This window comes from Pirellulales bacterium (assembly GCA_019636335.1).
Taxonomy (GTDB): Bacteria; Planctomycetota; Planctomycetia; order Pirellulales; family JAEUIK01; genus JAHBXR01.
The window spans coordinates 145405-166193 of record JAHBXR010000001.1 but is presented as its reverse complement, the minus strand read 5'-3'; the positions used below and the strand labels follow the sequence as shown (position 1 = coordinate 166193).

General features: G+C 63.9%; 15 protein-coding genes and 1 tRNA gene. 6 read left to right on the top strand and 10 right to left on the bottom strand.

The features are described 5' to 3' along the window. Positions 1-131: 131 nt before the first annotated feature. Positions 132-1334 carry an efflux RND transporter periplasmic adaptor subunit gene (locus KF708_00675; protein MBX3411199.1) on the top strand — a complete coding sequence of 401 codons (1203 nt, stop codon included), beginning with the start codon at positions 132-134 and terminating at the stop codon, positions 1332-1334. A gap of 35 nt (positions 1335-1369) precedes the next feature. Here the strand turns inward: KF708_00675 and greA are convergent, their stop codons facing one another. The 5 genes from greA to KF708_00650 all read right to left on the bottom strand — a co-directional run bounded on the left by greA (position 1370) and on the right by KF708_00650 (position 8474). Then, positions 1370-1855: a transcription elongation factor GreA gene (greA, locus tag KF708_00670; GenBank protein ID MBX3411198.1), complete on the bottom strand. Its 486-nt coding sequence runs from the start codon at positions 1853-1855 to the stop codon at positions 1370-1372. A 213-nt stretch (positions 1856-2068) separates the two neighbouring features. Further along, entirely contained in the window at positions 2069-2791 is a 723-nt protein-coding gene (locus KF708_00665; GenBank protein ID MBX3411197.1) for a phospholipase, read from the bottom strand. A 126-nt stretch (positions 2792-2917) separates the two neighbouring features. Beyond that, the gene (gene rpoD, locus KF708_00660) at positions 2918-4624 is read right to left on the bottom strand and encodes an RNA polymerase sigma factor RpoD (protein MBX3411196.1); all 1707 of its coding nucleotides are present in this window, start codon (positions 4622-4624) and stop codon (positions 2918-2920) included. Between the two features lie 114 nt (positions 4625-4738). Beyond that, complete coding sequence (gene dnaG / locus KF708_00655; protein MBX3411195.1) at positions 4739-6592, bottom strand: DNA primase; 1854 nt, start codon at positions 6590-6592, stop codon at positions 4739-4741. A gap of 679 nt (positions 6593-7271) precedes the next feature. Further along, entirely contained in the window at positions 7272-8474 is a 1203-nt protein-coding gene (locus tag KF708_00650) for a trypsin-like peptidase domain-containing protein (protein MBX3411194.1), read from the bottom strand. 133 nt (positions 8475-8607) lie between these two features. Here KF708_00650 and aat point away from each other — a divergent pair, with 133 nt between their 5' ends. Then, positions 8608-9279 carry a leucyl/phenylalanyl-tRNA--protein transferase gene (aat, locus tag KF708_00645; protein ID MBX3411193.1) on the top strand — a complete coding sequence of 224 codons (672 nt, stop codon included), beginning with the start codon at positions 8608-8610 and terminating at the stop codon, positions 9277-9279. 182 nt (positions 9280-9461) lie between these two features. Then, positions 9462-10511 (top strand): FUSC family protein, encoded by a 1050-nt coding sequence (locus KF708_00640; GenBank protein ID MBX3411192.1) that lies wholly within the window; start codon positions 9462-9464, stop codon positions 10509-10511. 2 nt (positions 10512-10513) lie between these two features. Here KF708_00640 and KF708_00635 read toward each other — a convergent pair whose 3' ends face one another. The 4 genes from KF708_00635 to KF708_00620 form a co-directional block, all read right to left on the bottom strand. Further along, positions 10514-11656, bottom strand: coding sequence for an HlyD family secretion protein (locus tag KF708_00635; protein MBX3411191.1), 1143 nt, complete (start codon positions 11654-11656; stop codon positions 10514-10516). Positions 11657-11782: 126 nt separating this feature from the next. Further along, the gene (locus KF708_00630; protein ID MBX3411190.1) at positions 11783-13411 is read right to left on the bottom strand and encodes a TolC family protein; all 1629 of its coding nucleotides are present in this window, start codon (positions 13409-13411) and stop codon (positions 11783-11785) included. Positions 13412-13649: 238 nt separating this feature from the next. After that, entirely contained in the window at positions 13650-14591 is a 942-nt protein-coding gene (locus tag KF708_00625; GenBank protein ID MBX3411189.1) for a GNAT family N-acetyltransferase, read from the bottom strand. Between the two features lie 70 nt (positions 14592-14661). Further along, positions 14662-14985 (bottom strand): multidrug efflux SMR transporter, encoded by a 324-nt coding sequence (locus tag KF708_00620; GenBank protein ID MBX3411188.1) that lies wholly within the window; start codon positions 14983-14985, stop codon positions 14662-14664. 357 nt (positions 14986-15342) lie between these two features. Here KF708_00620 and KF708_00615 point away from each other — a divergent pair. Continuing rightward, positions 15343-15416, top strand: a tRNA-Asp gene (locus KF708_00615). 144 nt (positions 15417-15560) lie between these two features. Here KF708_00615 and KF708_00610 read toward each other — a convergent pair. Then, complete coding sequence (locus tag KF708_00610) at positions 15561-16091, bottom strand: hypothetical protein (protein MBX3411187.1); 531 nt, start codon at positions 16089-16091, stop codon at positions 15561-15563. Between the two features lie 446 nt (positions 16092-16537). Here KF708_00610 and KF708_00605 point away from each other — a divergent pair, with 446 nt between their 5' ends. Then, positions 16538-18097, top strand: coding sequence for a hypothetical protein (locus tag KF708_00605; protein MBX3411186.1), 1560 nt, complete (start codon positions 16538-16540; stop codon positions 18095-18097). 157 nt (positions 18098-18254) lie between these two features. Then, a complete protein-coding gene (locus KF708_00600; protein ID MBX3411185.1) occupies positions 18255-20660 on the top strand; it encodes a hypothetical protein in 2406 nt (801 codons plus the stop codon). Positions 20661-20789 lie beyond the last annotated feature (129 nt).

Sequence of the window (20789 nt, the reverse complement as noted above, 5' to 3'; positions counted from 1 at the left end):
GCCTCTGGCGCCACACACCGCCCTTAAACTCCAACAATCGCCCTTGAACAGGATCGAGTTCGTATCTATCGTTTGATTCGTAGGCTAATTTCTCTCCCGCCCCGGTACGTCGGGGCACGGTTTCCCCCCGCATGAAGTTCAAAATAAGCGATTACATCGGCGTCTCGATCGTGACGGTCGCATCGCTGATCTTGATGTTCACCATCGGTATCGGCAACGGCTCGTGGAGCTGGGGCGGATCTCACGAGGCCGAGAAGGCGCGCGAGATCGTCATTCCCAAGACCCCGGTGGCCGTCCAACAAGTCGAACCGGAGTTGGTCGAGATCGTCGTCCGCTTCGCCGGCATGCTGCGTCCCTTCGAGCGGCATCCACTGGCGTTCGAGGTGGGAGGGCGCGTCACGTCGCTCGGCACCAATGCCGCGGGCAAGCCACTCGACGTCGGCGATCGCGTCGACGCGGGGCAGATCATCGCCGAACTCGATGCGCGCACCGAGTCCGCACGGCTCAAGCGTGCCAAGGCTCTGCTCGAAAAGGCGCAGGCCGATCTCGCGCGGGTCGAACGCACCAAAGAACGGGTCCCCGGCGCCGTGACCGATGCCGAATACACCGACTTGATCACGCGACTGGCCGAGGCCGAGGCCGAAACGACCACTGCCGAAAAAGCCCTCGAAGACCGCCTGCTCATCACCCCCGTGCCCGGCGTCATCTCGCGGCGCACGCTCAGCGTGGGCGAATCGGTGAATCCTCATCAGGCCGTGTTCGAAGTGCTCGAAACCGACAAGCTGCTCCTCGTCGTCGGCATTCCGGAATCGCGCATCCAGGAACTGCGCCTCGGGCAGCGGGTACACCTCGAATTGCTGGCCCGCGACCTCTACGGCCGTCCTCGCCCGGCGGTCGATGGCGTTGTCCACGAGGTGGCCGAGGCCTCCGATCAGCAGACCGGATTGTTCGAAGTCGAGATCGTCGTCGACAACACCGAAAATCAACTCAAGCCGGGCCTGATTGCCCGGGCGAACATCGTCGTCGACGAGGTCGAGGCGTATCGCCTACCGTTGACGGCAGGTGTCTTCCGCGAAGGCGAGCTGTTCTTGTTCGCGATCGACGCGCAGAACAAGGCGGTGCGTTATCCTTTGCTCGGCGCGCTCGAACAGGGTAGCGAACTGATCGTGCGCGAGCTTCCCGCGGAGTTTCGCACGGTGGTAGTGCGGGGCCAACACCGCCTGACGGATGGCCGCGAAGTCGAAATCCTCGACGCCCAGGCCGCCGGTAGCGAGGCCGAAGCCATCGAGCCGGCCGTCGAAGTCAACATGGCCAGCGGCGCCGAAGCTCCCTGAGACCAGGCTGCTGCTCGCGCGAACCTCGCTCGCGGTTATTCCTCGTCTTCGAGGCGAATTTCGAGAATCTTGTAGTTCAGCGTGCCGGCGGGCACGGGAATCTCGACGGTCTCGCCAACCTTCTTTCCCATCAGCCCTTGTGCCAGTGGGCTGGTGACCAGAATCTTGCCCACGTCGTAGTCTTCTTCGCCGGCGCCGACCAGGGTGAACGACTCCTCGTCGCCGAAGTTGAGATCCTTGACCACGACCGTCACGCCGAAGACGACCTCCCCCTTGGGGAGCGTGGCCGGATCGACGAGCGAGGCCCGGCTCAGCTTGTCCTTGAGCAGGTTGATCTTGGCATGCAGCATCGCGTGCGACTCGCGAGCGCCGTGGTATTCGGCGTTTTCGCTGAGGTCCCCTTCCGAGCGGGCGTCGGCCACGCGCTGCGCCAACTTGGGCTCTTCCACTCCTTCGAGATGCTCCAGCTCGGCCTTGAGCTTGTCGTAACCTTTACGGGTCATGGGGATCCGTTCAACCATGGAACACCTCGGCAGATTGGGCGGCACTTGCGTCCGCGCGGCGAAAGGACGGAAACGTAACCGATCTCGTACGAGGAACGCCGCGGTGCGTCGTTCCAAAAAAAGGCGGCCCCCACCTCTGGGAGCCGCGCGTCAGCGAATATTCTGGCCTGCAAAGAACGTACTGTAAAGATGCCCAGACGCCGGCCGACTGGCCGGCCTGCCGGGGGGTTATTACCCTTTGCCGGGGGTGCGCTCTTCGGACAGATAGAGCATGCGACCGCAACTCTTGCAGAAGACCACGCGTCCCAGCAGCAACTCATTCGCCATGTTCGGCGTGAGTTGCTGGAAGCACCCGCCGCAGACGTCCCCCTGCACGCTGGCCAAAGCGTCGGAGCCTCGCGAGCGCACGATGCGGTCGTAGCCGTCGCGCACATCCACCGGCAGCAGCGCTTCGGCCGTGGCCAATTCAGCGCGCAGCCGATCGATATCGCCGCGAATGAGCCCTTCCTGCTCGCGAACCGTGGTCTCGACCTTGGCCAACTCCTCGCGTCCCTTGGCGACTTGCCCCTCGGCGTCGATGACGAGACGCTTCAAGTCGTCGACTTTCTCGAGTGCCTCGAGAATCTCGTCGGCCAGCACGCTATTGGCCATCTCGTCCGCGGCGATCTGATCTTTCAGAGCCTGGAATTCGCGATTCGTGCTGCACTGATTCAGCTTGACCCGCAATTCCTTGATCTTTGCTTCGTTCGACTTGAGTTGGAGCTGTTTCTGGTCCGCCTGCATCATCGTCTGCTTCACCTGGTTCTTGGCGGAGTTCAACTCCTCTTCGAGCCGGGTGACGTTGCCCTGACGGGCGCGGACCTGCTTGGGCCCGCGCTCGAGCCGATCCTCGAGATCGCTCAATTGCTGGTGGATGCGGTGCAGTTCAAGCAGACTGCCTGCCGGAAAGGTCATGGATGCCTCATGCTGAAGAATCGCGCGTCCGAATAGCTGGCCGGATTCCAGTATAGCAAACAAAAAACCGCTGGTCGTGGGACCAGCGGTTTCTCGCTTGTCGTTTGTCGCTCGTCGGACAGCCGCCTAGCTGGCGATGCCCTCGAGGAAGCCCTCGATCTGCTTGCTCCGCACCGGGTGCTGCAGCTTGCGGACCGCCTTGGCCTCGATCTGGCGGACACGTTCGCGTGTCACCTTGAAGATGCGGCCCACCTCTTCCAGGGTGTAGGTATAGCCATCTCCCAGGCCGTAACGCAGGCGGATAATCTCCCGCTCGCGATAGGTGAGGGTCTTCAAGAGTCCCTCGATCTTCTCGCGGAGCAGCCCGTGCGAGGCGGCGCTCAGCGGGCTTTCCGTGGCGTCGTCCTCGATGAACTCGCCGAACGAGCTGTCCTCGCTCTCTCCCACCGGCCGGTCGAGGCTGACCGGATGGCGGCCGATGTTCATCACGCGGCGCGTCTCTTCCAGGCAGATGCCCGCGGCCTGGGCCGCTTCTTCGGGCGTCGGCTCGCGGCCCAGTTCCTGCACCAGCTTCTTCGAGACGTTTCGCAGTCGCGAAAGCACCTCGATCATATGGACCGGAATGCGGATCGTGCGGGCCTGGTCGGCGATCGCGCGGGTAATCGCCTGGCGAATCCACCACGTGGCGTACGTCGAGAACTTATAGCCGCGGCGGTACTCGTACTTGTCGACCGCCCGCATGAGCCCCGTGTTCCCCTCCTGAATCAGGTCGAGGAAGCTGAGACCGCGATTGCGGTACTTCTTCGCGATCGAGACCACCAGCCGCAAATTGCCCCCCGACAGCTCGCGCTTGGCCAGTTCGTAATCGCGGAACTGTTCCCGCATCGTGGCACAGCGGCGGCGCAGGGTGGCCGGGCTTTCGAGCGTCATCAGCATCAGGTCGCGCAGCTCGCGGCGCAAATTCGCCCGATCGTCGGCCGCGGCCGAATTGCCCTCGAGCGCCGCGATCTTCACTTGCAGCTTGTCCATCTGCAGGGAGATCTCTTCCAGCCGCTTCATCATCGGCTGCACGCGACGCGTGCGAAGACTCAACTCCTCGAGCAACGTGATCGCGCGGCGGCGACGATTCTGGAAGCGCACGAGCGCCGCGCGACGTTCCTCGCGCGGCAGCTTGCGATTGATCACCCGGCGGAACTCCTGGCGATTCACGGCCACCAGGTGACCGAGCGTCTTCAGGTTGTGCGGCATACGCGCCAGGATCTGCTCCTTGGTCAAGCGCTCGGTGAGCGAGACCTTGATCGTGCGATCGAACGGCAGCATGCCGGCAAAGACTTTTTCCAGGGTCTCGAGCGTGGCCTGCAGCGAGTAATCGCAGGCCAGCACCGTGCGGCGAAATCGTTTGCGGGTGATCTCGATCCGCTTGGCCAGCGCAATTTCCTGCTCGCGGGTCAGCAGGGGAATCTCGGCCATCTGCGTCAGATACAAGCGAACGGGGTCGTCGCTCCAGCGTCCCCCTTCATCGTTCGACGCCGGCGCGTCGCCGCTGGGAACCTCTTCTTCGTTTTCCACGTGCGAGGCTTCTTCCACCGTCGCCGGCGCCGGGCGTTCGACGCGTTCGCTGCGCTCCGCTCGCACGTCTTCGGCGAACGAATGCTCGGGCGCTTCGCTCACCAGTTCGATCCCCTGATCTTCCAGCGCCACGAGCAACGAATCGAGCTTCTCCGGATGAACCGCTTCATCCGGTAGATAGTCGTTGACTTGATCGTACGTGAGAAATCCTTGAGCCTTGCCCAAGGCGACCAAATCCTGCAGGTCTTTGTCCAAATCGTACACCTGTCGCTCCTCCCGAACGTCGCGATTGTCGCGCGCTCACTGAGACGATTATGGTCTGGGCCGCTGGTCCGATTCAACTAGCGGATTCGGCCACGACCAGAAGGTGCGGCATCCCTACCCATCCGTGGGCACGGAAATGCCATGCCGTTTTCTCTCCTGCTCGAAAATTTCTTGCAGGATCTTCAACTCTTCATCTTCGGCGACTCCATGCTCGCCAAGTGCCACCGTCTGGGCACGGTTCTTGCTCTGCGCCGTGCGCTGGCGAAATCCCGCCACGACATCGCGCACACGCTCATCCAAAGTTTGCGCATCCTTCGCGCGTCCACGTTCATCGAGATCGACTAGCAGCGATTTGAGCACCGGCGACTCGAGTTCCAGCATCAGTCGATCGAAGTCGAAGGTTTCGCCATCGTCGGCCAAACCGGACGTCAGGCTAAAGAGCAGCTTGGCGGCAGGCGACGGCAAATGTTCGTCGACATCCACGACCTCGCGCAACTCCGCAAACGCAGCCGGTCGCTGCAATAACACCTCGAATAGCTCGCTCTCCCAGAAGTTGAGCGTGGGGGGTACCGCCTCACTGGCGATTGGCGCCACCTGGGGAGCAGATCGACGCGTCGATTTGCGAAGATCCGCCAAACGGGCACGTAACCGATCCTCGGAAACGCCTGCCCGGCGCCCCAAGCGGTAAAGTATTTGATCCTCTTTCAAGGCAGCCGCCGTCGAGCTGGCCACCGCGCTTGTGCCAACCCTGGCCAGCGAGCGGAGAATCTCGTCCACGGCCTCAGACGTTTGGTGGATGCTGCCAGCAGCTCCGACCGAGGAAAAGGCGGTCTGGAACTTGAAATCCAGCGCGTCTGGCGCCTGTTCGACGAACTCGCGAAAGGCATCCGCCCCACGCTGCTGCAGAAAATCGCTGGGGTCGAGCCCCTCGGGCAGCGTGGCGATCCGCAGGTCGAGCTGCTCGGCCAGGAACAATTCGAGCACTTCGTTCGACCGGCGCTGACCAGCATCGTCGCCGTCGAGAATCAGCACGACACGATCGGAAACGCGGCGAAGCAGTTTCGTGTGTCGTTCGCCTAAGGCAGTGCCGAGCACCGCAACCGTGTTGTCGAAGCCCGCCTGATGCGCGGCGATGCAGTCGGTATAGCCCTCGGTGACGAGCACCATTTTCGTACGCTGAATCCCCTGCCGCGAGACATCCATCCCGTAGAGCAAATGACTCTTCGAGAATAGTGGTGTCTCCGGAGAGTTCACGTACTTGGCGGGACTCGACAGGTTCAATTCCGGCAGCAGTCGCCCCCCCATGCCGACGGGGCGGCCCTGCGCGTCGCGAATCGAGAACAACACGCGGCCGCGGAACCGCTCATAGAGATCACCGCGTTCCTGCGAACGCCCAAGAACGCCGACCTTTTCTAGTCGCTCGACCGAGACGTCCGCCTGCCGGGCGCGATTCGTGATCCAGTCGCGGCGATCGGGCGCGAAGCCGAGATGAAATCGATGCAGGCTGTCGTCCGTGATGCCGCGCTCGCGGAGATAACGGCGGGCGACTTCGGCCTCGTCGGCGCGGACGAGGAAGTCGTGGTATTGTTCCTCGGCCCAGGCCATCGTCTGGAAAAGTGCGCGGCGTTCGTCTTCGACCGCTTCGCCAGCGGCGGTTTGATGACCGCCGGGGCGTGCGATGGAGATGCCAGCCCGATCGGCGAGCATGCGCAGGGCCTCGGGGAATTCGACCCCCTCCTGCTTCATGGTCCAACTGAAGATGTCGCCGCCGACGTCGCAGACCCAACACTTCCACGATTGGCGCGTGGGATTCACCTGCAGGCTGGGACGGGAGTCGTCGTGCCACGGACAGAGAGCGACGTAGCCGCTCCCTTGACGCCGGAGCTGAACGTATTCGCCAATCAAGTCGGCGATATCGATCGCTTGGCGCACTTGCTCTTTCGCGTCGTGCGAAGATCCGAAAGACACCAAAATTCCCCCATCGCGCCGCGCCGCGGGATGCGGCTCTGGCACGTCTGTCGGCAGGGTTTCCAGGGCGCCGCACGCGGGAGCGGCGCGACCCCGGCCGAAAAAGCGGCCGGATTATAGGAGCGAGCCAAAAACGGGTCAATCTCAGGAAAATGCCACACGCACCCGCGCAAAAACACGCGGAAAAACGTGCTTGTAAAGAGGACTTGTGGCGTAGAACATCCGCCCGAGATGCTGACGCCAGCATCCTACCGCGCGCATGCAAGGAATGCACACAGTTCGCGTGCGAGCATAAAAAGGAGACGCCCCCTCAAGCATCGTCGCGGCGGAATGCCGACAGGCTGCGCTGCGCTCGGCGACGCTTCACGCTTGGGTGGTGTTTCGACCAGCGCTACCTGAAGCGTGAGTTTTGAAGTTGCGCCTTGAGAGGTTCCTTGGCGTCTATAGTTCGGCAAATCAGCCCATCTTAACCCGAAGCGTAAGCGAGGGAGCACTTTGCTCGACGTTCTTTGCAGGAATTCCCTCGCTTACGCTTCGGGTTAAGATGCTGCAAAAACGCAACTTCAAAACTCACGCTTCGGGTTAGGATGGGTTGACCTGCCGAAGATAGCGACCGAGGAATTTCGGAAGCGCAACTTTAAAGAGCGTCAGCGAAGGCCGATGATTGACGACGCGTTCTTCAGCGCTCCGTTTCGAGCGTGCTCGGACGCGCGATCACCTCGAGTTCCATCGTCTTCCGCTCGCCGTCGCGAATCACCTCGATCGTCGCTTGCGAACCGATCGCCGTGGCCGCGATCAACGAGCGCAGCTCGGCCGGGTCGTGGACCGGTTGATCGTTCCAGCGCACGATGACATCGCCAGGCTCGATGCCGATCTTGTCGGCCGGCGCTCCCGGCACGACATCGACGACCACCGCGCCGGTGGTTGCTTCCAGCCCGAGCTTTTCCGCCAGTTCCGGGGTGAGCGCCCGCGGTTGCACGCCGAGCCATCCCCGCGCGACTTTGCCTTCGGCCCGCAACCGCTCGTAGATATCGCGCGCCAGCTCGCTGGGAATGGCAAAGCTGATGCCTTGAAACGATTGACCGAGAATGGCCGTGTTGATGCCGACCACCTGCCCGCGCAAATCGACGAGCGGCCCCCCACTGTTGCCGGGATTCACTGCCGCGTCGGTCTGCAAGAATTCTTGATACCCCCCGATGCCGACGTTGCGTCGCCGCTTGGCGCTTACGATGCCCGCCGTCACGCTCCGCTGCAACCCATAGGGACTGCCGATGGCGACCACCCAGTCGCCGACCTCGAGGTCCTCGCTTTTGCCCCAGGGAGCCGCCGTCAGCGCACGCGCCTCGATTTTGAGCACCGCCAGATCCGTGGGGGGATCGACCCCCACGATTTGCACGTTTTGCACCGTTCGGCCGTCGCTCAGCTTCACATCGACCCGCGAAGAACGCGCGATCACGTGATAGTTGGTCAGAATGTAGCCCGCGTCGTCGACGATGACGCCAGAACCTTGCCCATCCACCTCGCGTGGAATGCTGAGCGAGCTCCACTCGTCGATCGTCCCCCTCTCGGGTTCGATTTCTTGCACGGTCATCACATCGACCACCGACGGCGCGATGCTCTCCGAGGCCAGCCGAAACGCCTCGCTCGTGCCGCTGTATCCCACCAGCGTCTCGCGGGCAAGATCCGAGCGGGCCAGAAGTTGCCCCCTCGTCAGGGCATATTGAATCCGCTCCACAAACGTCGGCGAGCCCAGCGCGATCGCCAGAATCACCAATAACACCAGCAGCCGCGTCAGCCGGCCCGGTTCGTGCGGAGCAGGCCGATGTGCGGGCGTCGACGACGGTACCGAAGCCGTCTCCGGGAATTCAGCAGGCGGCTGCATGCCGGGCAAGTTCCGTGCGGGGCCGATGGGGCGTAGCCTTTGTATTATAGGTGGGTCCACGCGGGATCAACAGGCAGTGGGCAGTGGGCAGGGATCGGACTTGTTGAGTTGGTTTTGAGAGGCCTTCTTACCTATGGCGTTCTCGCGCGAGTCGCGATTCTTTCCCCCCGCCGAGTCGGCACATGACTCTGGCTTGCTGGCGCTAGGAGGCCGGCTGAACGTGGACTGGCTGGTCGATGCCTATTCGCACGGCATTTTTCCCTGGCCCTTCACCGACGGCACACTGGCCTGGTTCTCTCCCGATCCGCGGGCCATCGTGCCACTCGATCGGGTCCGCATCTCGCGGCGTCTGGCGCGCACGTGCCGCTCGAATCGATTTACGGTCGCCATCGATCGGTCGTTCGCCGAGGTGATCCGCCATTGTGCCACCGTGGGCGATCGAGTCGACGCTACCTGGATCTCGCCCCAGATGGAGCGGGCCTACCGCGCGATGCACGAGGCCGGCTTCACCCACAGCGTCGAAGTACGCCGCGATGGACAACTCGTCGGCGGCTTGTACGGCGTCGCCTTGGGGGGCATGTTTGCCGCCGAATCGATGTTTCATCTCGAGCGCGACGCCTCGAACGTGGCGCTCGTCTATCTCTTCAATCGTCTCCAGCAATGTGGGTATCGGCTGCTCGATATCCAGCAGTTGACGCCCCACCTCGAGCGTTTCGGTGCGATCGCCATCCCTCGGGCTGAGTTCCTCGTTCGGCTCGACGAGGCGCTGGTCGTCGAGGCGAGCTTCGCCAGTCCCGATTGCTAGCAGCGGGACTTCGTGGCCGCCGGGTGGCAAGCTTGCCGCCCCCCGCGCCACGGCAAGTTCGCCTAGTCAGCACATGCCCCTTGGGACGACAATGCGGCCGCGCGTCTCGTGCCCACGGTGCTCGCGGCGGCGCGCGATGACGCACGGCTATTCCTCTCCCTCGCAGGGAAGCGATCGCTCACGTGACCGAGCCTCGACCGCAACTCGAGATCAAGCAGGCCCTGCTGGCGGCCCTCGCCGTGGCGATCACGCTCGTCGCCGCCGAGTGGCTCGATCTCGCCCAGCCGGGGCTGGCGGTCTGGTCGACCCACATGGTGATGGTGCAGTACACCTACTCCACCTTTCAAAAGGGGGTGGAGCGCATCGTGGGACGCAGCGTCGGCATTCTGCTCGCCCTCGTGCTGGCCACCCTCACGCGCGAAGCGTGGCTCCTGGGACTGTTGCTCGAGATGCTGGCGACCGTCGCGCTCTTCTACTTGTATTTCGGCGGGCGGCTCTCCTACACCTGGCTCAACGCCGGGCTGTATCTCGCCGTGGTGATGGAGATCTCGCGTTCCGAGCCCGCCAGCGCCACGCTCATTGCCGCCGAATTGTTTTACGCCATCGTGCTGGGGGTCACCGTGGCGGTGGTCGTGTCGTGGCTCGCGGGCGCCGAGCAGGACGTGACCATCCATACCGACGGAAAACCGCTCTGGCCGCTCGATCGCGATCTACTCTCGCACAGCATTATGCTCACGCTGACCGTGCTCATCGTGCAACTGCTTTGCTTCGCGCTCAGCTTTTCGTCGACCACGTCGATCGTCGCGGTGATGATGCTCACGATCACGCCCGACTACCAGTCGCTCCTTTGGAAGGGTGAGCTCCGCCTGGCAGGGGCCGGGCTGGCGATGGTCTTCGCCACCATTTTTCTGATCCTGCTCCTCGAACGCCCCAGCTTCCCGTTGCTCGTGCTGGGCATCTTCCTGGGCACGTTTCTCGCCGTCACGCTCGCACGCAATCATGAACGCTGGAGCTACGCCGGCGTGCAGATGGGGTTGGTGCTCCCCATGATTCTCGTCATGCCTCATAGTGAGCTCGGCTCGCTCCACGTCGCGTTCGCGCGCGTGGGAGGAGCGATCTTCGCCATCGGCGCATCGGTCATCGTGGGAGTCATCTGGTCCGCGTTCGTTCCGGTGTCCCCCATGCCCTTCACCCCGGTTCCGCCTCCCAAGCAGGCCAACCAGCCGACGTAGTCTCAGAGGTAATAGAACCACGCGAGCAGCCGGTGCAAGCCGCGCGTGATCGCGTTCAGCGAATGATCGGGCCGCACGTAGATCGAAACGCTGCCGGTCATGCCCACGCGCAGCGGAATCGTCGGCGGTTCTTCGAGCGCCAGGCGCACTTGAAATCGCTGCGCCGGCGGAATCCAGTACAAATCGTCCCGCACGTTGGGCAGTTCCCCCGAGGGAACTCCCTGTCCCTGCCCCACGCCGGCCCCCAGGCTGCTCACATGCGCCGGCCATAACGCGCCAGGCTGACCTTGGAAGGCGATCAAGGCCGCTTGACCGGCCTGCATGTCTTGCAGGCAGATCTCGCGGAAGTTTGCCACTACCAACCACTCCGACGTATCGATGCAAGTCAGCACGGCCTGACCGACGTGTGCGTAGGCGCCGTCGCGAAGCTGCAAATCGGTGATGATACCGTCGCAAGGGGCATAAACTCGCGAGTAGGCCAGATTCAGTTCGGCCTCGGCCAGCTCGGCCCGTGCCTTCGCGACGCGTGCGTGCTCGTCGCCGACGCGCGCCGACAGGGCCGCCTCGATGCTCGCCGCGTTGCGTCCGGCCCGTTCGAGCGCTGCTTCCGTGGCTTTGCGATTCTGCACGGCGTCGAGATACTTGCGCTCGGTCGTCGACTCCTTGGCAAAGATCACCTCTTCCTGCCGGAAGACGCTGAGGGCATATTCCGCCTCGGCGGCCATCTGGCGTTCTTCGGCCCGGGCAGCCTCGAGCTGCGCGACGAGTTGCTCCACTTGATGCTCGACATCGATCACCTGCGCTTGCAGCACCGCCACGCGATGCTCGAAGGGGCGCGGATCGAGCTCGAACAACAGATCTCCCTGGGCGACCTGGTCTCCTTCGCGCACGTGGACGTGCTTGACTTGCCCCCCCACCTGCGGCGCCACCTGCACCACGTACGCCTGGACATAGGCATCGGCAGTAAAGGGGGTATAGCGATCGGCCGCGACGTAATACGCCACAAGCAGCACCATGATCGCCAGGATCAACACCACCCAAAAGCGAAACGAATGCCGCGAGCGCACGAAGAACTGCCCCAACCGGTGAATTCCCCGGCCGATTCCACGCAGCATTCCAGTGAGCCAATCCAGTGGCGTACTCACGGCATCGCGATCGCTAACAGCGATCCCTCCGGGGCCCGTCGGGGCCTTCGCCTAAGAGCTTCGGTTTTTGGTTCGGATACGTCCGTTTGTCGATGTCGTTTGGTCGTGCGGTTGACGGTCCGGCCGTTATAGGTCTCCCACGCCTGACCACGCCGGCCGAAGCTGCGCCATCAGCGTCTGCTGATCTCCCCCCAGCGCGTAATCGAGTCGGGCCAGCCCCTCGAGATACCCATACACCGCCGTAAAGTAATTCGTTTGCATTTGGATCAACGCCGTCTGGGCGTCGACGACGTCGGTGGGGGTCGCATTGCCGTTCTGATAGCGCACGATGATTAAACGCAGGTTTTCGCGTGCCTGCACGATCGCCGTCTCGGCCAGCTCGATGCGCTGACGATCGGTTTCGATCGCCTCGTAGGCCACCGTCACCTGCAGCGCGACGTTGTCGAGAATCACCCGCAGGTCGGCCAGAGCGGCGGAGACCTGTGCCTCGCTCGACCGCACGCCCCCCTTGTATCGTCCGCCGGCGTAAAGCGGCTGCTCGACGTGCAGGCCGATGCCCTCGACGAAGCCATTCAGGTCTCCCGGCGAGTCGGCACGCAGCGCCGTGCCGCGCACGTAGACCTTGGGCAGCAGCTCGCCGCGGGCCGCCTCGACACCATGATTCGCCACGGCGACCGCCTCGCGCGCCATGCCGATCTCGCGGCGATCGGCCACCGCCTGTTCGAGGCAGGCCTCGAGCGGCAGTTGAAATCTGGGCCGCGCGAGCACATCGTTCACGCTCAGCGGCGCCACCGGGGGCTGCCCCATCACGACGTTCAGCCGCGACCTGGCGTCGCGCACGCCTTGTCTCGCGCTGAGCAAGTTTTGCCGCGTGAGCGCCAGCTCGACTTCGGCCCGCAACACGGCATCGCGATCGACGACGCCCCCTTCGCGCCGCGCCTTGGTATCGAACAGGATCCGTTCGGCGTCGCGCTGTGCCTCTTCGCGCACGCGCAAATTCGCCTGCGCGGCCAGCACGTGAAAGTAAGCCTGCACCACCTCGAAGGCGATCGTCTGGCGCGCCCGCGTGAGCGCGAGATCCTGGCTCCGCGAACGATGCACGGCCTGGCCATAGTGCCCCGCCCGGCGGCCGAAGTCGGCAATCGTGTGCTGCACGCCGATCTCGGCCACGGCGAAGCTGTCGACTCCCGCGGGCAATGAGGCCGGCACGAACGCACCCCCTGGCAGCACGGGCGAACTAAAGGCGGAATAACGCATGCTCGTGCCGATTTCCGGCAAGAACGGCGCGAACGCGACGTCGGCGTTCGCACGGGCGACTCGTGTCAACGCCGCGAGCTGGTGCAGTCGCGGATTATCGCTCAGCCCCAGCCCGACGGCATCTTCGAGCGAAAGGGCCATCGGCGCCAAAGCCGGAACGCCAGGCGGCGCTGGCAGCGGTTCGGGGCCCGGCGCGGCGTGGGATGGAATGGGCACGGCATTCGACGGAACGGGCACCGCTTCGACCGTCGGTCGCGAGATGCGCGACTCCAGCGAGGCAGGCACCACGACGTGCTGCGGCGGCGGTATCGCCGGCAGGGCGGTCACCGGCGCCGTGACCATCTGTGCCGGCTGTGGCGACGCAGGGACCGGCGGCGTCTGAGCTACCGTGTTCGGTTTCGGGGAAGATTGGCAGCCGCAAAAAAGCAACGCGGCCACGAGCCCCAGCAGGGGACCAACGCCGGGCGGAACGATGCGCAGTGGGAATCGTCGGCGCATCGCGGGGCTGTTCCGGGGTCGATGGTGAGAAGAGCGGCGCGGTCACGAACCACTGGCCTGCTCTTTCTTTGTTTCGACCTCCGGATAGGAGTTTTGTAGCGATGTTGCCGAAGCTAGCAGTTCCATCGGCCGAAGAACCGTTAGGATCGCTACAACCGCTACAGGCGGACCGGATCGCACCCCGCCACGGTCCGACGGCCCCCGCGCGGCCAACCGCCCGCGGCATGCCCCGTTCCCCTTAGACGTGGTCGATCTCGTTGAAATACTCGGCCGTGGCCAAGGCCTCGTCCGGCAACACGAGCGACTCGTCGAGCACCTTGGCCATGGTGATCTCCTTTTTCCGCGGGCCGAATTCGAAGCAGTTTCGGGCCGCCGGCAGATCGGGCAGCCAGCCGCCGACGCGCCAATAACCCTGCTCTCCCGCCGCCGCGATCAGCAGCCGGTAGAACGTCTCGCGGCGCGATTCCTGCTCGGGTAGCAGCACGAAATCGGTGATTTTCACTCGTTCGTCCGCTGGCTCGAAGCGGGCATAGCCCAGTCGCCCCCCCGCGAGGTCCTGTAGCCAGAAGTATTCGTCCTTCGGCCGCTTTGCCAACAACATGCGGGCATACTCGGGCGCGCGATGTATGTGAAAACGACGCTGGCCGTGCGCCACTTCGTAGAACCTGGCCATCTCGTCGAGTTCGGCGCCGGGGTCGAATGTTTCGAGACTGCCGGCCGGCGCTTGTACTGCCCCCCGCGCAGCGGTGTCGGTCGCGGTATCTCCACCGAACGCGGGCGCGCGTCGATAGCCGAGCCGCGCATAATAGGCGGGATCGATGTCGGAATAGAGCACGCTGAGCCGCGCGCCACGCTCGCGCTCGACCCGTTCGACGTACTCGATCAACCGAGGCGCATAGCCACGTCCCCGATCCCGCGGCCGCGTGTGGACCGAGGCGATCGAAAAGCCGCTGGCGAGCTCGCCGTCGACACTGAAGATCGTGGGGTGCGCCCCGAGCGACGTGACAATCTCGTCCCCCACGCGTCCCAGATACCAGGTGGCGCGTCGCGGCGCGGCGGCCTTGAGACAACGCTCGACGTACGCTTCGACCGTCAACGTGCCCCCCCAGAATTCATGTACCTTGGCAAAGATCGCGGCACGCTCTGCTTCGTTCGCCTGACGTAGTTCGAGTTGGCTCATGCCGGGGCTCTTTCCAAGGATTTTCTGGGCAAGCGATTACGCCTAGACGGCGCGTCGTCTGTGGACAGGCTCAGTGGGCACTACCGGCGAGGTTCAGTCCCACGACGCCGGCAATGATCAGCCCGAGGCTGACAATCTTCGTCGCGCTGACCGGTTCGCGGAAGTAGGTCATGCCGATCAGGGCGATTAGGGCGGTCCCCACCCCCGACCAGACGGCGTAAGCCACGCTGACCTCGATCCGCTTCAGGGCCAGCGTCAGGGCCGAAAGGCTCAGCAGATAGAAGACGAACAAGGCCACGGTGTAGCCGAGTCGCGTGAAGCCGGCCGAAAGCTTCATGCAGGTGGTGCCGCACACTTCGAGCACGATGGCGGCCAGGAGAATCAACCAATACATCGAAGAAAACTCCAGAAAAGCGATGGTCTGCGGGATCGCCCCCCGCAAGGGAGAGAGAACGTGGCTCAGAATATCACCGTCGCGGCGCGGCGCGGCGGCACCGCCGGGCGAGAAGAAATCTGCCCGGGGGACGCGAACCTGCGGGCTGGCCAAAGTCTCCTGGCTGGAAAAGACTTGAGGCGATTCGCGACGTAGAATAGTCTCTCGGACCGCCCGCCTTGCGTGCCCGCGCGCCAGCGATATAATTCGAGGCCTTCCAGCGCGATGGCGCTCGACTCGGAGAGCCGGTCCGGCCGATAAGCTAAATTGCTTAAAAGCCCAGCCCGTTCGCCCTGGCGATGGCCTGAGCGCACGAATGGGGACGTAGCTCAATTGGTTAGAGTACCGGACTGTCGATCCGGTGGTTGCGGGTTCGAGTCCCGTCGTCCTCGCTTGAGTCGGTGCCCCCTCGGCACCGCGAAACACCAAGGCCGCAACCGAAATTCGGGGGCGGCCTTTTTCGTTGCGCTCACCCAACGGCGGCCTGAAGCAGCAGTGCGTGGGTAGGAACTGCTCTGGGCGCGGTTGCGGTAAGCTTAGCGGGTACGCGATTGTCGCACGCCGTACGAGGCCTGCGGCGCGACGGGGGGCGCCGCGCTTGTGCCGTCCAGGCTCGCTTCGCCGGGGGAGGGGTGCCGCTCGACCGGCAACGCCGCGCGGCGAGCCTGTTCGCGCAGCCGGCGATTCAACTGCAGCACCGTCGGCTGCGTCAGGTGCTTGGTCATGTTCACCCCCTCGGGCTGAATCGCCGGCCAGTCCTGCTGACGCAAGCTCCGATTCAACTCGAGAATCGTCGGGGGCGTGAGACGGTCGGTCATGCCGACGGGCGAAGGCTGCCCCGCTAGCTTGAGCTGCCGGTTCTGATCGTCGGGCACTCGGGCGGGGACCGCCACCAGGCCCCGCATCGGGTCCCAGCGAGTCGTCCACCGGACGGCCGTGTCCGAGCCATAGACCACCGGCGTTCCGGTAAGCCATTGCGCGTACATGGCGTCGGAGACGAGCGCCGGGCCACCTTGTGCGCGGACCGTGCCAGAGAAAGTGCAGATCGCCAATGTCGCCAGAACCATCGCTCGCATCATCGTCGGCCCCCTTCGCTTCGTCTCCGAAAAAACATCGTGCCACTATCGTTTCGGTCGGCCTTCCCTCGCAGTGGCTTGAACCGAGCCGTGAAGTCGACGGGTTGCAGGTACGTCCCTCCCGGAGATTGGCCTGCGACGTAGCGATCAGGCAAGAAGTGCGGTGGTGGGGCATTCCGACCAGGTGAACTTTGCCGGCACTTCCAAAAACGCGAGGGCTTGTGACGATCTCCCGCCAACCGGGCGAGACTGGGCGTGGACGCATGCGACATTCCTCTGGCCGGCATGAAACTGGCGGAATCGGGAGGAAGTACCGTATGGTAGCACCCTTACAAACCCAGAGGCGGGTCTCCTGGTCGCGTGCTAACGCATGGGTCAAGATCGGCCATAAGGACTCGACCAATCCTCAACGAATTGAATCCGGCAGGGAGAACCCGATGAACCGCAAGATGCGCAAGATCGACGGCCGTCTCGCTCGGCAACTCGCGCTGGGCACGCTTGCGCTGTTGCTGTCCCTCTCCCCCTCGCTGGCGCGCGGTGGCGAACCGATGTCGCATTACGGGTTCGATTCCGCCAACTACTCGCCCGAGGCCCAGGCAGGTCTCGAGGAGATCTTTGCCGGGCGACTCTTCTACACCGCCTTTCCGGTGGCTGCCGCACGCATGTTGACGGGCACGTTCGCCGGTGCGCAGAAGGCCGCCGGATTCAAACCCGACTCGCCGGAGGGGCGTTTCTACGGTTCCGGCCGGCTGCCGTCGCCGCCGTCGCGCAGCGCCGGCGCCGATCCCGGCTTCGCCCTGGGCGAAAGCGTCTTCCAGCGTGACAAGGGGCAGGTCGTGAACATCAATTGTTTTGCCTGCCACGCGGGGGTCGTCCGCGGACAAGTCGTGGCCGGGCTTGGCAACAATCACATGAATCAATCCAGTCCGCAGCAAAGCCGCACGCGCGGCGACAACTTCGGACCGTACGCCGTGTGGCACCTCGGCACGCGCTTGGCCGATCCCGTCACCAAGGGGCTCGAACTGGCCAACAAGAAAACGGAACTGGAGGAGTTGTTCGAGGCCACCGAATTGCCACCGGTCGACCCGATGCCATGGTGGCTGATGAAGTACAAAAAGAAGGACTACTGGTACGCCGACGCAGCGCCGGACGACGCGGCCAGCTTTTCGATCAATTTCACGACGCCGCATCCCGACATGAACGCGCACCACGAAGAGCACGTTCAGTCGGTGGCCAAGGCGTTGGCCTTCGCGCGCGAGACGCAATCGCCCCTCTACCCGGGCACGCTCGACGCCGAGCTCGTGCAACAAGGGGCCGACCTGTTTCACGGCCGCGTCGCTCCGCGGGACAAGACCGGCTTCCGCGCGTGCAAGACCTGCCACGGCAGCTACACGAAGAAGTCGACGCAGGCGGAGCTGAGCCAGCCTGGCTCATGGGCCGTCGATTACAACTTCTCGCACGTGCTGCGCAACGTGAAGACCGACAACTCGTACAACACCGTGCTGCAGAAGTTCAAGCCGATCGCCGATCACATCAATGGCCTGGGCGAGTACCTCGCCGCGCAGGGGACGCCGCAAGAGATGATCCCCACGGCCTCGGTGCCCGCCACGGAAGGCTACGTGGCGCCGCCGCTGGTGGGGGTATGGGCCTCGGCTCCATATTTTCACAACGGCTCCGTGCCGACGCTCGCGACGGTGCTCAATTCCCAGGAGCGACCCGAGATCTGGGCACGCGAGCCTCGCGACCCCACGGCCTACGACCTCGACCAGGTGGGCATGGCGTATGCGACGGTCTCGCGCGAAGACTTCGATACGAGTGCCGCGGCAGCCTCGGGTAAACCGTTCTTCTCGCAAGCCGCCGTCGACCATAGCGCCCTCTACGATACGACGGCCTTCGGCCACGGTAACTCGGGGCACACGTTCGGCGATCGCCTGACCGACAGCGAACGCCGCGCGGTAATCGAGTTCTTGAAGAGCCTCTCTGGATCAGATATGTAGTGTCGCGCTTTTCCTCGGGCTCGACCGTCGCCGCTTCACGAAAGTATTCCTGGCCGAGCCTAAGCGCCCTGCCGCTGCACCCTAGCCACCGGCCCGGGCGGCGGACGCTCCGGCCAGTTTCGTGACAAGTCGCTTGATGTTTCCAGGGAGTCCATTCGTGTCCAGAGAATTGACTGCCTCGCGCGAAGTAGCCGCAGCAACGACTGTGGCACGCGTCTGGAGCGACCGTTCCTGGTTAGCGATCGCGGCAGGCGTGTATGCGCTGCTCATCTGCGGCATGTTCGGCAATTTGCTGCTTCGAGGCGATCGCCTCGTATCAGCCGATTGGACCTCGGAGATTCGCATCCTCTTCTATCATCTCCGCTTCTTTAGCTTCCGCGAACTGGCAAGCGGCAATCTGCCGCTGTGGAATCCCCATATTTTCTCGGGCATCCCACTTGCCGCGAATTTCCAGGCCGCGCTGTTCTATCCCCCGAACGGAATCTTCTTGCTGCTTCCCACGGCGCGCGCCATCAACGTGAGCATGGCGCTGCACACCTTTCTGTTGGGATGGTTCACGTTCGTCTGGCTGCGCGGACGGCATCTGTCTCCCATCGCCAGCCTGGTCGGTGGCGCGGTGGCGATGTTTTCCGGACCCTATTTCGCCTTCGTGTATGCCGGCAATCTCGCCAATCTCTCCACGATGGTCTGGGCGCCGCTGATTCTGCGCGCCATCGACGGCGTGTTAGACGGCGCCCAGCGTCCCTGGGCCCTCGTCGGATCGGCGGCCGTGGCGATGCAAGTGCTGGCTGGCCATCCGCAATATGTCTACTACACCGCGCTGGCCGCGGGCTTGTATTTCGCGTTGTCGTGGCCGGGAGCGCGCAAGCGCAAATCGGCCGTGGTGGCCCTTGTCGCGATCTACGGCGGTGGGGCCGCGTTGGCCGCGATCCAACTCGTGCCCGGCCTGGCCCTGACCGAAAACAGCGTGCGCGGCGGCGGCCACGTGCCCTACCACTTTGCGAGCAGCTTGTCGTTTCCTCCCGAGAACCTGGTGACGCTCGTCGCGCCAGGCTTTTTTGGCGAGATGCCCAAGTCGTCTTACTGGGGCAAGGCCACGCTGTGGGAAATGAACTGCACGTTCGGCGTCAGCGGTCTCATGCTGGCCCTCTACGGCGTGGCCTATGGGAGGAAAGATTCGCGCCGCTTCGTATTGGCCGGGCTGGCGCTGGTGATGCTCGTGCTGGCGCTGGGTTCGAACACGCCGCTGCACGGGCCCCTGTACGAGCTACTGCCCGGCTTCGCGAGCTTTCGCGCCAGTGCGAAGTTTGCCTTTCCGGCAGTGCTCTGCTTGATTGCCTTGATGTCGATCGGCCTCGATGCCCTGCTGCGCATCCCGGTTCGCTCGCCCGTCTTTCCAGCCCTACTCGTTTCGTTCGCGGTAACATGCGGGATCGCTGGCGCTCTCGTCGCCCATTCGGCACGGTCGGGTACGGACGGTCGCTGGGCCGCGATGCTGCGGCACGTGCGCGACCAGGCCCAGGAGATCGACGAATTATTTCACCGGCCGGTCAGCGATTACGAATCACCCCAGTTCATAGAGCAAAGTGGCGCGGCGGCCGGCGCCAGCCTGAAACGTGCGGCCTATCTCGCCCTGTGCGTGGCGTTGCTGCTCGTGGCGAGCCGGTGGTACCGCCCCCTCTTGTACGTGCTGGCCGCGCTGGCCGTGGCCGAGGTGATGGTCGTGGCCTGGTCTTGGTGCGTCAGCTTTCCCGTCGACGATGTATGGACGCCGAATCTCGAGCAATACGTCGCCAGCCAAGCGCGCGAGGCGCGTTTCATGGACGAGGTCAATCCGAATGAAGCCATGAGCATCGGCGGTCAGAACGTGATCGGACACGATCCCGCCGTGTCGCGGCGCTATGCCGAGGTGTTTGCCTTCGCGGCACGCCGGCCGGTCGACGAACTGACGCACTACATGGAATATCACCCCCAGCCGGCGATTCCCAGCGCCTATCGCCTGGCACGCAGCCATTTCCTGGTCGTCGCCGGCACGCAGTCGGGCGAGTTGATGTATTACACGCTCCCCATGCAAAATCCTCTGGAACGACTCGTCCTGGTTGCCGACTACGTCGTGCTGACGGCGCGCAACGACGTGTTGCAAGCCATGTCGCAGGCCGACTTCGAACCGACACAGACCGTGATTCTCGAACGAGAGCCTTTTTCCGCCGGCGAGCAACGAATGAGCCCCGGCTCTCAACCGATCGGCATGGCGCGCGTCGTGGACGAATCGACCGATCATGTCACGATCGAAGCCCACCTGCAGCGCCCCGCCATCTTGCTCATTACCGACTCCTACGATCCGGGCTGGAAGGTCCGGGCTCTGCCGGACAGCGCGCAACCGCGCTACGAATTGATGCCCGCCGATTGGGCGTTCCAAGCCATTCCACTCCAGGCGGGCCAGCATCGATTCCGCCTCGAGTACGCGCCGGTCTCACTCAAATACGGTGGGGCCGTCACGTCGCTGGCCTCCGTGGGATGGATGGCACTCGCCCTATCCTGTTGGCGTCGCCGATCCGCTTGATCGCTGTTTCGCGAGCGCGGGCGGCTTCTACACTTCATGGCGGCGAGAACGCGCCGCGGCTCCCGTCTCTGCGCTTGTCGCGCCCTTCCACGGGGGTTGTGGCATTGTTCGAGCCATCGCGGAAAATAC

Bases quoted from the DNA above. Each gene is read 5' to 3' on its own strand.
- greA (MBX3411198.1), bottom strand. From the start codon at position 1,855: ATGGTTGAACGGATCCCCATGACCCGTAAAGGTTACGACAAGCTCAAG.
- aat (MBX3411193.1), top strand. From the start codon at position 8,608: ATGGCGTTCTCGCGCGAGTCGCGATTCTTTCCCCCCGCCGAGTCGGCA.
- KF708_00620 (MBX3411188.1), bottom strand. From the start codon at position 14,985: ATGTATTGGTTGATTCTCCTGGCCGCCATCGTGCTCGAAGTGTGCGGC.
- KF708_00630 (MBX3411190.1), bottom strand. From the start codon at position 13,411: ATGCGCCGACGATTCCCACTGCGCATCGTTCCGCCCGGCGTTGGTCCC.
- KF708_00605 (MBX3411186.1), top strand. From the start codon at position 16,538: ATGAACCGCAAGATGCGCAAGATCGACGGCCGTCTCGCTCGGCAACTC.
- KF708_00675 (MBX3411199.1), top strand. From the start codon at position 132: ATGAAGTTCAAAATAAGCGATTACATCGGCGTCTCGATCGTGACGGTC.
- KF708_00665 (MBX3411197.1), bottom strand. From the start codon at position 2,791: ATGACCTTTCCGGCAGGCAGTCTGCTTGAACTGCACCGCATCCACCAG.
- KF708_00650 (MBX3411194.1), bottom strand. From the start codon at position 8,474: ATGCAGCCGCCTGCTGAATTCCCGGAGACGGCTTCGGTACCGTCGTCG.
- KF708_00625 (MBX3411189.1), bottom strand. From the start codon at position 14,591: ATGAGCCAACTCGAACTACGTCAGGCGAACGAAGCAGAGCGTGCCGCG.
- KF708_00610 (MBX3411187.1), bottom strand. From the start codon at position 16,091: ATGGTTCTGGCGACATTGGCGATCTGCACTTTCTCTGGCACGGTCCGC.